Annotated in this window: 13 protein-coding genes and 1 tRNA gene; 8 read left to right on the top strand and 6 right to left on the bottom strand. The window is 41.8% G+C overall.

Annotated elements, in window-relative coordinates; translation table 11 throughout:
* The first annotated feature begins 189 nt into the window (after positions 1-189).
* A tRNA-Arg gene (locus EC846_RS11555) sits at positions 190-266 on the top strand.
* Positions 267-307: 41 nt separating this feature from the next.
* On the opposite strand, the gene EC846_RS11550 is transcribed toward EC846_RS11555, so the two are convergent.
* Complete coding sequence (locus EC846_RS11550) at positions 308-1,606, bottom strand: SRPBCC family protein (protein WP_123775259.1); 1,299 nt, start codon at positions 1,604-1,606, stop codon at positions 308-310.
* A 159-nt stretch (positions 1,607-1,765) separates the two neighbouring features.
* On the bottom strand, positions 1,766-2,539 hold the full coding sequence (locus EC846_RS11545; protein ID WP_123775258.1) for a hypothetical protein: 774 nt from the start codon (positions 2,537-2,539) through the stop codon (positions 1,766-1,768).
* A gap of 173 nt (positions 2,540-2,712) precedes the next feature.
* Between EC846_RS11545 and EC846_RS11540 the strand changes: the two genes are divergently transcribed.
* From EC846_RS11540 to EC846_RS11530, 3 genes are all read left to right on the top strand, one after another.
* Positions 2,713-3,210, top strand: a complete 498-nt coding sequence (locus EC846_RS11540; protein WP_004775827.1) for a YcxB family protein — start codon at positions 2,713-2,715, stop codon at positions 3,208-3,210.
* Between the two features lie 33 nt (positions 3,211-3,243).
* A complete protein-coding gene (locus EC846_RS11535) occupies positions 3,244-3,885 on the top strand; it encodes a fumarylacetoacetate hydrolase family protein (protein WP_123775257.1) in 642 nt (213 codons plus the stop codon).
* 70 nt (positions 3,886-3,955) lie between these two features.
* A complete protein-coding gene (locus EC846_RS11530; protein WP_123775256.1) occupies positions 3,956-4,852 on the top strand; it encodes a polysaccharide deacetylase family protein in 897 nt (298 codons plus the stop codon).
* 1 nt (position 4,853) lies between these two features.
* Here the strand turns inward: EC846_RS11530 and EC846_RS11525 are convergent, their stop codons facing one another.
* A complete protein-coding gene (locus EC846_RS11525; RefSeq protein WP_005259769.1) occupies positions 4,854-5,654 on the bottom strand; it encodes an AraC family transcriptional regulator in 801 nt (266 codons plus the stop codon).
* Between the two features lie 107 nt (positions 5,655-5,761).
* Here EC846_RS11525 and EC846_RS11520 point away from each other — a divergent pair, with 107 nt between their 5' ends.
* Positions 5,762-6,649: a DMT family transporter gene (locus EC846_RS11520; protein ID WP_123775255.1), complete on the top strand. Its 888-nt coding sequence runs from the start codon at positions 5,762-5,764 to the stop codon at positions 6,647-6,649.
* A gap of 44 nt (positions 6,650-6,693) precedes the next feature.
* Here the strand turns inward: EC846_RS11520 and EC846_RS11515 are convergent, their stop codons facing one another.
* Positions 6,694-7,944 (bottom strand): YihY family inner membrane protein, encoded by a 1,251-nt coding sequence (locus tag EC846_RS11515; protein WP_062847833.1) that lies wholly within the window; start codon positions 7,942-7,944, stop codon positions 6,694-6,696.
* A gap of 113 nt (positions 7,945-8,057) precedes the next feature.
* On the opposite strand from EC846_RS11515, the gene wrbA reads away from it, so the two are divergent.
* On the top strand, positions 8,058-8,657 hold the full coding sequence (gene wrbA / locus EC846_RS11510; RefSeq protein WP_123775254.1) for an NAD(P)H:quinone oxidoreductase: 600 nt from the start codon (positions 8,058-8,060) through the stop codon (positions 8,655-8,657).
* Here the strand turns inward: wrbA and EC846_RS11505 are convergent.
* Positions 8,654-9,019, bottom strand: a complete 366-nt coding sequence (locus tag EC846_RS11505; protein ID WP_123775253.1) for a hypothetical protein — start codon at positions 9,017-9,019, stop codon at positions 8,654-8,656. The two genes, wrbA and EC846_RS11505, sit on opposite strands and share 4 nt — an antisense overlap.
* Before the next feature lie 101 nt (positions 9,020-9,120).
* Positions 9,121-9,933 (bottom strand): prolipoprotein diacylglyceryl transferase, encoded by an 813-nt coding sequence (gene lgt / locus EC846_RS11500; RefSeq protein WP_004775818.1) that lies wholly within the window; start codon positions 9,931-9,933, stop codon positions 9,121-9,123.
* A 106-nt stretch (positions 9,934-10,039) separates the two neighbouring features.
* Between lgt and EC846_RS11495 the strand changes: the two genes are divergently transcribed.
* The gene (locus tag EC846_RS11495; RefSeq protein ID WP_123775444.1) at positions 10,040-10,816 is read left to right on the top strand and encodes an NRDE family protein; all 777 of its coding nucleotides are present in this window, start codon (positions 10,040-10,042) and stop codon (positions 10,814-10,816) included.
* 118 nt (positions 10,817-10,934) lie between these two features.
* Positions 10,935-12,518, top strand: coding sequence for an alkaline phosphatase (locus tag EC846_RS11490; protein WP_123775252.1), 1,584 nt, complete (start codon positions 10,935-10,937; stop codon positions 12,516-12,518).
* Positions 12,519-12,523: the final 5 nt, after the last annotated feature.

Here is a 12,523-nt window from a genome sequence, read left to right as displayed (position 1 = left end):
CTGATTTGAATTGGCCCATGATGATATTTTTAATGATCGCGGTGAATAACACTATTTTTTAGTCAATCGGGCTCTGCTACATTGCTCGTATCTGGATCATGTGCTGAATCTATAGCCAGTTGATCGATAACTTTGGAAAAAGGACTTATCTTTTACTAAAAAGTGCGTATAATGCCCTCCATCAAATATGCGCTCATAGCTCAGCTGGATAGAGCACTTGGCTACGAACTAAGGGGTCGGGAGTTCGAATCTCTCTGAGCGCACCAATTTGAAAAAAGAAACCGCTTAAATGCGGTTTTTTTGTGCCTCAAATTTTTGCCTTGAGTTTCTGAACAAAGACAGCATTACCTCCAACGGCAGGTAGAACCTCATGATAAGGCAGGCTTCGCATTGCTCTTAATAAAAACGGGGCTTTTTTATCGACTTTCATACTGCTGGTCATTTTAAATAAAGTGCCTTGATTCATCTCAGTAAATCGCATCTCACCTTTAATAAATCTTAAATCTCCACCATTGGCATAAAAACTACTTTTAGTCGCTTCTGGATAATTAAAACGTAATTTAAAAGCGAAGGGGATATTGATAACGCCAAGGGCCACATTGACCTGAATATCAGCATCTTGCCCCTGATTCTGAATCGGTGTAGTGATGACTTTTTTAATCTGGCGAGGAAACAATTCCTGATAGGCCGCGGGTGTTAACCATTTTTGCAGTTGCTGCGGTGACTGTTTATAAAATTGATAGGTGGTGGTAAAACGCATGGCTTCCCGCCCATGCGTGTAAAGGACACTGGTGGGTGCATGAATAAAGCTTACTGGTTGTTGCGTAGTCTGAATTAACTGGCTGATTTTGGCGAGTTGAGCTGGATTTAATTGTGGGGTCGGAAGTTGTCCTGCATTTAATGGCGTGACCATCTGCTTGTTAAAGCGGTTGCGTAAGGCTTCCAAAACAAAGGCATTGCTGCTACTTGGTACACCTAACTTAGCTTCGGGAATGGCATTCAGAATTTTCTTAAAAATGAAGCCCTTCGGTTGATTTAAATCGCCCCATTGAGTCAAGGTAATTAAGGTATGGTGCTCGTCCAATGCAAACCATTCAAATTTGCCTACGCCGTAGGGAATAGGCGCATCAATCACCAAGCTGGAAATACTATTGGATTTGATCTGATGCTGTAAGGTGACATCTTCATTGAAATTCAATACAGGAATGGGTGTCGGAATTGAGACCCGATATTTCATCTGCACAATATTACCTGACTGTTGCAGTGTTTTAGCAGTTTTCAAGGTGGGAAATAAACCGACATATTGACTAAAATCAGTCAGGGTTTTGGCGACCTGTTGGGCATTGACAGGCACAATAATCGCGGCAGAATTGAAACTCACACTGGGCTGAGGATTGGTTTTTAAGGTCGGCACCGCAGTTTTTGTTACAGGATGTCCAAAGATAAAAATATTGTTTTGGGTATAGCTTGCCAATGTTTGTGGATTGTTCTGAAATGGTTGTAAGGCACTGGGAATATTGTCATTCCATGACAGAATCTGTGCAAAACAACTTTGTGGGATGCCTAGAAAAATATAAGAGACAAGTAGACCATTCAAATAACGCATCACATTCCTTTGATTTTTATTTGTGATTTGGTGGACAGGGTTTAATACCTCATGACTGAGGATATCCCTGCCGATTATTAATAAGATGTTTTAGCGTTAAAAAATAGTCGTGTTGTGTAAAACCCACTCAAGTGTCAGTTTGAGTGGGATTGATGATATTTAATCTTTAGTTGTCAGGCTATGACGTCGATAAAGAAACAGAATTGCACCCAACGGTAAAGAGATTTGTAAAATGATTGGACTGTACAAATTGTCTTGGAAATAACCCGCACCTAATAGTAAAAAGCTAATTGGCTGAATTGCATAACTACCACTAGTCCAGTTCAGTGAAAACTTAATAAAACCTAAACTGATAAAAATCAGCCACAACCATTTACGTTTTTGCATTGGTGTTCTGATACATAAGATAAATACATAAATAATGAAGAGGGGAATAAAAATGGCCAGAATAAAGGTGAGATAATGTATAAATCCTTTGTCATTAAATGTAAATTCATTAACTTTACTCAGGGCGTGATCAACTGGTTCCGTATGCATGCCGATAATACTAATGGTATTGTCATGTTGACGTAAGGAGATTTTATTAATCAACCATTGATCAGAATATTCATATTCAAATATTAAGTGATAAGTGACATCATCTTTAAATAGCGATTTCTGGGCGTGGATTAAGTTGACTTCTTTAACGGTTTCCTTAGGGAAAAAAGCGGCCATTTTAACTAACGTTGTGCGTGTCGACTCATCTTGTAACTCAGGGCTTAGGTGCTTTTCAACAGCTACATAATTCTTTTGGCTGAGCTGGGTAAACATCTCTTGAGCAAAGGTATTTTCTTCTTGGGGCACGATTTTGTCGAAGAAAGCTTGTTGGCTACAGGCTGTGAGGGCAAGCACAATACCTAAAATAAGGAATAAAGATCTGAAAAGCTGGTGCATCTAAATAATTCTCGTATTAATAAATACTTCTAAAAATAGAATTGATAAAAGGGCGAATCAAAAAACAGAAAATATCACATTTAAATTTTGTATCAAAACGCCATAAATGTGATTTCCCCGCGAAGCATTTATGTTCTAATAGGTCAGTTTTTTCAAATGTTAGAAATTTAAAAATGTCTGAACAACGTCCAACAGTCTCTGTGCGCTATTATCTGAATCTGGAAGAATCACAAGATGGTTTTGCTCTGGTCACTTTTGGTAAAAAGACGTTTAGTCGTTTTCTGACTCCCGTGATTAGTATTGCCATTATCCTGTGGGGCGTTTATTTAGGCTTCTCTGGGGTAGGGCGTTATTATGTTGCGCTGGGTGCTTTTTTCTTGCTTATGCAGGGTGTGATGCGCTACTGGTTATTGCCGATGTTGTTCAAGCGCCAGTTTGTACGTTATCAATTTGGGAAAAGTGAACAGGGTGTTGATTTATATCAGGATCACTTTGAGCTATATTCAACAGGAAAAACCCAGAGAGCCCAATATGCCGAGGTACAATCCTTTGCAATTGGCAAGCTGACCTATATGCTGGAACTGAAAAGTCATACGGTCATCATTGTACCGAAGCGTGCATTTGAAAATTCAGCAGATCAAACAAAATTTGAAAATAGTTTTAAAAAGTAAACTTATCAGCGGTTCAAAGAACAAGGAACATTCATGAGTACACGTCCTTCAAAAATTGTGTGTGTAGGCCGAAATTATGCTGAACATGCGAAAGAATTAGGTAACCCTATTCCTGATCGTGCGATCTTATTTATTAAGCCACCCAGCAGTTTGAGTCCTTTATCGCAAGGAATTAGCTGGAATCAGGCTTTAGGTGAGTGTCATTATGAATGTGAAATCTGTTTAAAAATCACCCATCCTCTATCCCTGGAAACTGATCCTGCCAAAGCTTTAGAAGCGATCGGTGCAGTGACCTTAGGGCTAGATTTAACCTTGCGTGATTTGCAAGGGGATTTAAAAGCCAAAGGCGAACCATGGGAACGTGCCAAAGCATTTGATGGTGCCTGTCTTTTGGCGGACTGGATCGAAGCGGATGAAGTGGGTGACTTACAGGAGTTAGAACTTATTTTCACCATTAATGGCGTTGAGCGTCAGCATGGTTTTAGCAAAGACATGATTCGGGATATTGGTGCATTACTGGTTGAGATCAATCAATGTTTTAGTCTGGAAGCAGGCGATGTGATTATGACGGGTACACCCGCAGGTGTCGGTGCTTTACGTGCTAATGATCAGTTGACCATGAAACTGATTACCCAGTCTGGTGAATATGATTGGGATAGCTTTGTAAAAGCATAATCATCACCACCCATAAAATGGCGCTGCTATGAAAATATCAGCGCCATTTTTTAACAATGAGAAAAATAGAATGAAAACTTGGCTATATGTCGCACTCTTTTTAATGACCAGCATCAGCCATGCGAAACAGCTTGCATTCAGTTTTGATGATGGCGTAAATCCTGATCTGAATGCGCAAGCGATTCAGATTAATCAGCAAATTTTACAACAGCTTAAACAGCATCAGCTCAAAAGTATGATTTACCCAAGTGTGATTAAAATTGGGGATTATGCTGGCTTACAGTTGGTCAAGGAGTGGGGTAGGCAAGGCCATCGGATTGGTAATCATAGCGAATTACATCTCAATTTAAATAAAGACCAAATCTCTAGTCAGCAGTACATTGCGGGTATTCAGCGTGCGGAGCAGGTTTTTCGTCCTTTACCAGGTTGGGTGGCTAGATATCGTTATCCCTTCTTAAAAGAAGGCAATACTCAGGAAAAGCGGGATAGCGTTGCCCAATACTTAAAACAGCAGGGCTATCAGTCAGGTGCGGTAAGTATTGATGCCAGTGACTGGTTTTATAATCTGAAATATTTGTCTTATCAAAAACAGAAAAATACAGCTCAACTTGAAAGATTAAAACAAGCGTATATTGCCCATTTACTCGATCGGGCTGCCTATTATGATCAGCTGGCTGTTGAAACGATTGGCTATTCTCCAAAGCATGTGTTGCTACTCCATGTAAATGCAATTAATGCTGCATTTTTGAATGACGTGATTGAAGCGTTCGAAAAACAAGGTTGGCAATGGATTGAGACTGAGCAAGCTTATACCGATCCTTTGTATCAGCAACATCCTGATATTTTGCCTGCTGGAGAAAGTTTGATCTGGTCATTGGCGAAGCAAAAAGGTCAGACAAAGTTACGTTATCCAGCTGAAGATGCACCTTACGAACAGGACAATTTAAAACGTTTTGATCTACCTTGATCTAACGACCTTGATAGAGCTTGCGAAACTGATCGGGCGTGAAATGCATCCAGCGTTTAAACATATAAATAAAAGCTGATGAGCTGGCATAGCCTAGATCTAGGGCAATACTCTCAATGGTTTTGCCCTGATTCAGCATCGACATGGCTTTCATGACTTTTAAACGTTGTCGCCACTCATGCAGTGACATCCCCAATTCTTTTTGGCTATAACGCGCTAATGTTCGTTCGGTCATATTGATCATGTGTGCGAGTTGTTCAAGGGTACTGTTATCGGCAGGAAATTCATGTAAATGGGTCAGGATCTTCGCCAGTGCGGGATGTTGAGTGGTAGGCAAATAACTACCGACAAGTTCGGCATGCGTTAACGTGTCCAGTAAAACATGAAGGAGGCGTATATATTCTGGGTCTTGTTCTGAAAATGAATGATGACGAATATGTTCCAGCAGCGCAGAAACCAGCGGTGCGGACAGTAAAATCCCAGCCTGTTGCGGCATCCGTTGGCATAAAGACTCATGGATATAAAGCGTACAATAGGTCACATCATTACGGTTAATCCCACTATGTTGCAAATGTGGCGGTAGCCAGATGCCATAAGGTGGAGGCGTAAGGTAATTGATTTGCTCAATATTGACTTCAAGTACGCCATCAAAAGCATAAATAAACTCACCCCAGGCATGTGCGTGTTTAGGATAAAAAGTCTCTGCGGGCGCATCCCGAACGCTTAACCATAACGGCGCAGGAATATCATTGTAGGTCGGAATCGCCTGAAAATCCTGAATCCTTTGTGCTGACTTTTTCATAAGATGAGAATTGCCCGAAAACACGCATGTCTTGTCAGATTTTCACTATATCATGAAAATCTGACAGTCTTATATTGGTTCTCAAATTATAGAATTGGGAGCGTGCTATGGATGAGCGCAAAGCATTAGATGCAACTGCATCCGGTCTGATGATCGTACTGTGTATGATCTGGGGCTTACAACAAGTCATTTTAAAAATGGCAGCTCCCGATATTTCGCCCTTAATGCAGATTGCATTACGTTCAGGTTTGGCTGCTGTTCTGTTGTTGCCTTTGTTATATCTGGATAAAGCCAGTCAGTTATTCAATCGTCAGAATCTCAAAGCAGGCGCATTGGTCGCTTTTCTGTTTTCGTTAGAGTTCTTTCTGCTGGCGCAAGCTTTGCAATGGACGTCTGCATCTCATGCGGTGGTACTGTTGTATACCGCACCGATCTTTGTGGCTTTGGGGCTGCACTGGAAGCTTCCTTCCGAGCGTTTAAGTGTGTTGCAGTGGGTCGGTATTGCTATTGCTTTTCTAGGGATTGTGGTCACTTTCATGCGAGAAAATCAGGGTGCAACGCAGTTAGAACAGCAAATGTTATGGGGAGATTTGCTGGCGCTTGCAGCAAGTATTGCTTGGGCTGCAACCACAATTACGGTGCGTTTATCTTCTCTGGCACAAGCTGCCGTCACGCAAACCTTGTTCTATCAACTGGCTGGTAGTTTTGTTCTATTGTTTGGCTTGGCTATATTCCTTGGACAAGCCACGATTCATTTTACCCCGCTGGTGATCGGCAGCTTGGCCTTTCATACCTTGATTGTATCCTTTGCCAGTTTTCTGGCGTGGTTCTGGTTATTACGCAATTATCTGGCTTCCAGACTGGGCGTTTTTTCCTTTCTGACCCCGTTATTTGGCATGGCCTTTGGTGTGTGGTTGCTGGGTGAAAGAATTGAACTGAATTTTGTGATTGGTTCAGCGCTGGTGTTACTTGGAATTGTGGTGGTCAGTTTGTAAGGCTGGCTCAGGAAATAAAAAAGGCCTCGATTGAGGCCTTTTGACTATTTTTGTTCAAAGATGGTGGAAAGCGGAATAGAGAGCTTGGCAGCTAAATAATCATTACTTTCAATCAGGGATGGGCCGAGTCGTTCCATCCATTCATCATCTTGGTGAATATGCTCAACATCATTACGTAATGGCAATGGATAAGGAAGGGCAGTGAAGAAGCTCCAGAAATCAACCTGCGCTAAATTACGAACCAGTACATATTCATCTTTATCGGTACGCATAATCAGGTTTTGCTGTTCCAGTTGCAGGATATAAGCAGGTAAACGACCTAATTCACCACGCCCAATAATATTCAACAGCTCTTTCTCACTGACACTTTGTCCAATCTGTTGCTTCTTATAAAACAGTTCCAGAATGTCGAGTAACATCAAGATTGGATGGCGTTTCTGTTCTTTTCCAGAATGGAATGCGGTGAGGGCATAACTGATTTCCACACCCAGTAAAATAATATTCCAGGACAGGTAAATCCAGAGCAGGAAAATTGGCACCGCAGCAAATGCACCATAGACAATTTCATAGCTGGTGAAGTTGCTCATGACCCAGCCAAAAAAACGTTTTAAAACCTCAAATACCGTCGCACTAAAACAGGCCGCAATAAAGGCTGAAAATACTGGGACAATACGGTTGGGAATGGTCCAGTATAAAATGAAGAAGCCAACAATAGTCAGTAAAAACGAGATCAGCCAGAGCAGGAATGCACCATCCAGCTGATAGCCTGCAAAATTATTGCTGAGAATACTCATCGAAGCGACTGTGGAAGACAGTACAAAAGCACTGCCTAATACGATCGGCCCCAGTGAAATAATGGTCCAGTAACGCATAAAACCAACCAGACCAGTACGGGTCTCTTTCACTCGCCAGATCCGGTTAAATACATTCTCAATAGAGGTCAGCATCAGCACTGTAGTGACAAACAGGAACAGCACACCAATCACTGTGAGGTTACTGGATTTCTCGGTAAATGCATTTAAGGCCTTATCAAAGGCAATGGTGCTTTTGGGTAAAAAGTTACTGTAAATCAGTTGTTGTAGCTGTTGCCGAGCTGGTTCTAAGGCTTTAATAGAGGAGATAATCACCAGAAAAACAGTCAACATTGGTACGACTGCAAACAGGGTGGTATAGGTCAGTCCTCCTGCTTGTTCCCGACAGCGGTCAGCTTCAAAACGTCGTAACACAAACACAATAAATTGAAACCATGTTTTTTCTAAAAAAGGCAGTTTTTTTAGATAACGGTGTAAGATCATGGGTTCTATCCTAATTATTTTTAATAAAAATCCTGTGAAAGCACAGGACTTGTAACAGCCTAAAATGTATAAAATGTCGTATAGTGTTCTTTTTAACAAAATTCTTGAAAGTGATGCAACCTTACGTTCTTGTTCTTTATTACAGTAAATATGGTTCAACTAAGCAAATGGCACACCTCATTGCCGATGGAATTGAAGCTGCGGGTGTGACTGCACGCATCCGAACCGTGCCCAATTTGGCGACGGTGGTAACTCAGGCTGAGGCCAGTATTCCAGAAGATGGTGACATTTATTGTAGTCTGGATGATCTGACGCATTGCTCAGGTTTAGCGTTGGGTTCACCGACCCGTTTTGGCAATATGGCCAGCGAAATGAAGTACTTTTGGGATCAAACCACCAGCTTATGGTTGAATGGTGCTTTGCATAATAAACCTGCATGTGTCTTCACCTCTTCAGGTTCAATGCATGGCGGGCAGGAAAGTACTTTATTGACGATGCTGCTACCGTTGTTTCATCACGGCATGATGATCTTGGGCTTACCGAACTCAATTCCAGCATTGTCGAATACCAAAACTGGTGGAACGCCGTATGGTGCGAGTCATGTCAGCGGACCACGCCATGACCAAAGCCTGAGTCAAGATGAAAAGGTTTTGTGTGAAGCACAAGGTAAACGTTTGGGTGAAGTTGTAAAAGCACTGGCTGGAAAACTTTAATGCATCGAACGACGGTAATTTTGTCCGATTCGAACCAATTGCCAAAATTGTAGAGGATCGGTTGGATAGGCAATCAAGCTCTGATTTTCACTGAGCAGAGAGATATTATCGAGATTGCCTTGTTCTGAGATCAACATGGCATAAACATAATCAAGCAGGTCGGTTGCACTGAAAACCTGTTTATAGGCGTCTTGCAGTTCAGCATTTTGATTGGCAAAACAAACCCGATGCGGCTGATCTTCATTAAGGAATGAAAGGCCAAGTCTTTTTTCTATTTCTGTCACAATCTCCCGATTCAAGTGTAAGGGTGATCGTGATAAAACGAGTTGGTGGATTTTAAAACCTGAACTGTGATCTGACATCACCTTCGCTCGTTGGGAATCGTTATTTTATAAAATCACTATACGCTTTTTATTCGTATTTTATAAAGAGCAAAAAAATGGGAGCCTAAGCTCCCATTCTGTTATTTCTTTAACTGCCAGTCGTAGATGTTTCGACGATAGGCATACCAGATCATCCACAGACCAATGATGATCATTGGGAAACTGAGGATCTGACCTTTAGTCATCCAGCCAAACAAGATAAAGCCTTGGTCTGCATCGGGTTGACGGAAGAATTCCATAAAGAAGCGTGCGACACCATATCCAGTCAGGAACAATGCAGAAACCGCCATACGTGGACGTGGCTTAGAACTAAACCACCACAGCACGATAAATAGGATCAGCCCTTCACAGATGGCTTGATAGATTTGTGATGGATGGCGTACCAGACCCAATGGATCCGTCGGAAAAATCATCCCGAAAGGATAGTTTGGATCTTGAACCTGACGACCGTAGAGCTCCCCACCGATAAAGTTACCAAAACGTCCAAACATTAAACCTGTTGGTACACATGGTGCGATAAAGTCCAAGGTTTGAAACCATGTTTTCTGGTATTTTTTACACCAGAACAACATTGCAATCATGACACCCAGAAAACCACCGTGGAAGCTCATGCCACCTGTCCAAACTTGAAATAACCAGAGTGGATTTTCCAGAAACTTACCGAACTCATAAAACAGCACATAGCCTACACGACCACCCAGCACAACGCCCAGCGCTCCGTAAAAGACTAGATCTGAAACCATATCGGCTGTCCAGCCATCACGTTGTTTAGCCCGATACGATGCTAAACCCCAAGCACATAGAAAAGCCAAGAGATACATGAGTCCATACCAGTGCACCTTGACTGGTCCTAAGCTCAGCGCAACTGGATCAATATTTGGATAGGTCAGCATTGCTGTTCCTCAATTTAGAATTTGAAATTAAGTTTTGATCAGATTGTAGCGGAATGATGTGAAAAATGTTGTACATTCAATGTGTAAAGATGTGAGAACCAAATCAATGTGTATTGTTGCTTTCGCATGGCATGTGCTGGATGAGATGCCATTATGCTTACTTTCAAATCGTGATGAATTCTATCACCGTCCCAGTGCAAGCCTACATCAGTGGCCAAATCATGTGATTGTGGCTGGGCAGGACTTACAGTCAGGCGGTACATGGATGGGTGTAACTGCATCAGGGCGATGGGCCATCCTGACCAATTTCCGAAATGGTCGGGATCAGCAATCCTATACAACATCACGTGGGCATCTGATTCAATCTTTTCTGGAAAGTGATCTGGCACCGATTCGTTTTGCACAGCAATTGGAGCATCAACAGCAGAATTATGCGGGGTTTAATTTATTTGTTGGAGATCGGGAACAGGCGGTTTACATGAGTAACCGTGGGGAGGCACCTCAGGTGCTGGCGAATGGGGTATACGTAGTGTCAAATGGTCTGATGTCCGAAGATTGGCAAAAGACCAGACATTTGCGCAAGCGCTTTACTCAAGAATTTTTACCAATGTTGCAACAACCTCAGATTTTGGAGTCTGAACTCAGACATGCGGCTTGGGATATTTTGGAGGATGAGCGCAAAGTCATTCCAGATTTATTACCTGACACAGGCATCAGTACCGAAATGGAAGCTTTATTGTCTTCAACCTTTATCCAGAGTCCAGTATACGGAACGCGATGCTCTAACTTTTTAAGACTTACGCCAACACAATGGCAATGGCTGGAAAAATCTCAGCAAGGAGAAGAGCAGGGTGAGATTGTTGAACTGAAAGTTAATTTATAAACCTAAACCCCTAAATAAAACAACAAGATGTAATGGAATTGTCATGAAGGTGAAATAAAAGGGTCACTCTAGATTGCTATGGTTTAGCCTCTTAAATTTTGTCCAAAGAGGATAGTTTATGTTTTTAACAAAGCTGAGCTTTTCCAAAAAGCTATTAGCGATTAGTTTATTGACAGTTTTGAGTGGTGGTTTAGCCGCTTGTAAAGATAATAAGAATGAAAAAACTGAAACAGTTACGGAACCTACAGCTAAAAATGTGATTTTCTTTTTAGGAGATGGTATGGGGATTACAACCCTCACGGCATCTCGTATTTACTCTGTTGGAGAGGAGGGTGATTTAACGATTGATACCTTACCAGAAACAGCTTTTGTACGTACTTTTTCTGAAGATGGACAGGTAACAGATAGTGCGCCATCGATGGCTGCATATATGACTGGCGTAAAAATGAAAAATGAAGTCATCTCTATGCAAACTGGTACGATTGCTTCACCTCCAACCGCAGAAGGTACAAGTACATGTGATGATGTGGCTGAAAATAAAAATAAAAAGCCAGTTGAAACATTACTTGAGTTAGCCAAAGCACAAGGCATGGGAACAGGTATTGTCACCACAACGCGAGTGACTCACGCAACACCAGCAACAACTTATGCCCACGTTTGTCACCGCGATGCAGAAAATGATATTGCTGCACAACTCGTACCTGGCGGTAAAGGTAGCGGCTGGGGTGCATATAACGCTAAATTAAAAGATGGCGTCGATGTAGTGTTAGGTGGTGGTCTACGTCAGTTTAAGCCAACAGCCGCTAATGGAGGAAAGCGTGCTGATGGACGTGATCTGGTGAAAGAAATGCAAGATCAGGGTTATAGCTTTGTTTCTAAGGGAAGTGATCTTGCAAAAATTGATCCAGCGAAGACCAAGAAACTGTTAGGTTTATTTAACGTCAGTCATATGAATTATGATTTAGACCGTATTAATAAGAAGATTGATGAACCAAGCCTTGCAGATATGACAATCAAGGCAATTGATATTTTACAAGCTAAAAATAAGAGCTTCTTTTTGATGGTTGAAGGTGGTCGTATTGACCATGCTTTACATGACACCAATGCCAAGCGTGCATTGCAGGATACAGTTGCGCTGGATGATGCAATTAAAGCTGCAATTGATAAAGTTAAACAAACTGATCCTGAATTGAAAAATACACTGATCGTTGTCACTGCTGACCATGACCACACCATGATTTTAAATGGTTATGCGAAACGTACTGGAAAATATGTAAAAGGTAGTGAGACCAGTGTGTTAGGTCTTGTTAAAGATGATAGTTCTTCTGGCTATGCAAGAGATGAAAATGGCACGCCGTATCCAATTATTAGCTTTGGTACGGGTAAAAAACGTCTAGATAATAACCGTATAGAGGCGCGTGGCGCATTAACGGATAGTGATATCTGTAACCCAGTGGCAGGACCTGCTGGGAAATATATAGACAGTCGTGGCACTGATTTAACTCAAGCGGGTTGGTGTACAGGTACTGCTGCGGATGATTTCCAGCAAGAAGCGGTGATTCAAACAGGCTTTAATGATAGCGAAACTCATGGTGGTACAGATGTGTTTCTTGGTGCTGTAGGTGCAGGCTCGGATAATTTCTATGGAAGCTTAGAAAATATCGAAGTGTTTGGCTTAATTCGTAAAGCCATTGGCCTGTAAATCAT

This window comes from Acinetobacter sp. BIGb0102 (genome assembly GCF_003815055.1).
Classification (GTDB): domain Bacteria; phylum Pseudomonadota; class Gammaproteobacteria; order Pseudomonadales; family Moraxellaceae; genus Acinetobacter; species Acinetobacter vivianii.
This window is presented reverse-complemented; position numbering and strand designations above follow the sequence as displayed.

Coding starts and splice junctions, on each gene's coding strand:
- EC846_RS11550 (WP_123775259.1), bottom strand. CDS start 1,606: ATGCGTTATTTGAATGGTCTACTTGTCTCTTATATTTTTCTAGGCATC.
- EC846_RS11545 (WP_123775258.1), bottom strand. CDS start 2,539: ATGCACCAGCTTTTCAGATCTTTATTCCTTATTTTAGGTATTGTGCTT.
- EC846_RS11540 (WP_004775827.1), top strand. CDS start 2,713: ATGTCTGAACAACGTCCAACAGTCTCTGTGCGCTATTATCTGAATCTG.
- EC846_RS11535 (WP_123775257.1), top strand. CDS start 3,244: ATGAGTACACGTCCTTCAAAAATTGTGTGTGTAGGCCGAAATTATGCT.
- EC846_RS11530 (WP_123775256.1), top strand. CDS start 3,956: ATGAAAACTTGGCTATATGTCGCACTCTTTTTAATGACCAGCATCAGC.
- EC846_RS11525 (WP_005259769.1), bottom strand. CDS start 5,654: ATGAAAAAGTCAGCACAAAGGATTCAGGATTTTCAGGCGATTCCGACC.
- EC846_RS11520 (WP_123775255.1), top strand. CDS start 5,762: ATGGATGAGCGCAAAGCATTAGATGCAACTGCATCCGGTCTGATGATC.
- EC846_RS11515 (WP_062847833.1), bottom strand. CDS start 7,944: ATGATCTTACACCGTTATCTAAAAAAACTGCCTTTTTTAGAAAAAACA.
- wrbA (WP_123775254.1), top strand. CDS start 8,058: ATGCAACCTTACGTTCTTGTTCTTTATTACAGTAAATATGGTTCAACT.
- EC846_RS11505 (WP_123775253.1), bottom strand. CDS start 9,019: ATGTCAGATCACAGTTCAGGTTTTAAAATCCACCAACTCGTTTTATCA.
- lgt (WP_004775818.1), bottom strand. CDS start 9,933: ATGCTGACCTATCCAAATATTGATCCAGTTGCGCTGAGCTTAGGACCA.
- EC846_RS11495 (WP_123775444.1), top strand. CDS start 10,040: ATGTGTATTGTTGCTTTCGCATGGCATGTGCTGGATGAGATGCCATTA.
- EC846_RS11490 (WP_123775252.1), top strand. CDS start 10,935: ATGTTTTTAACAAAGCTGAGCTTTTCCAAAAAGCTATTAGCGATTAGT.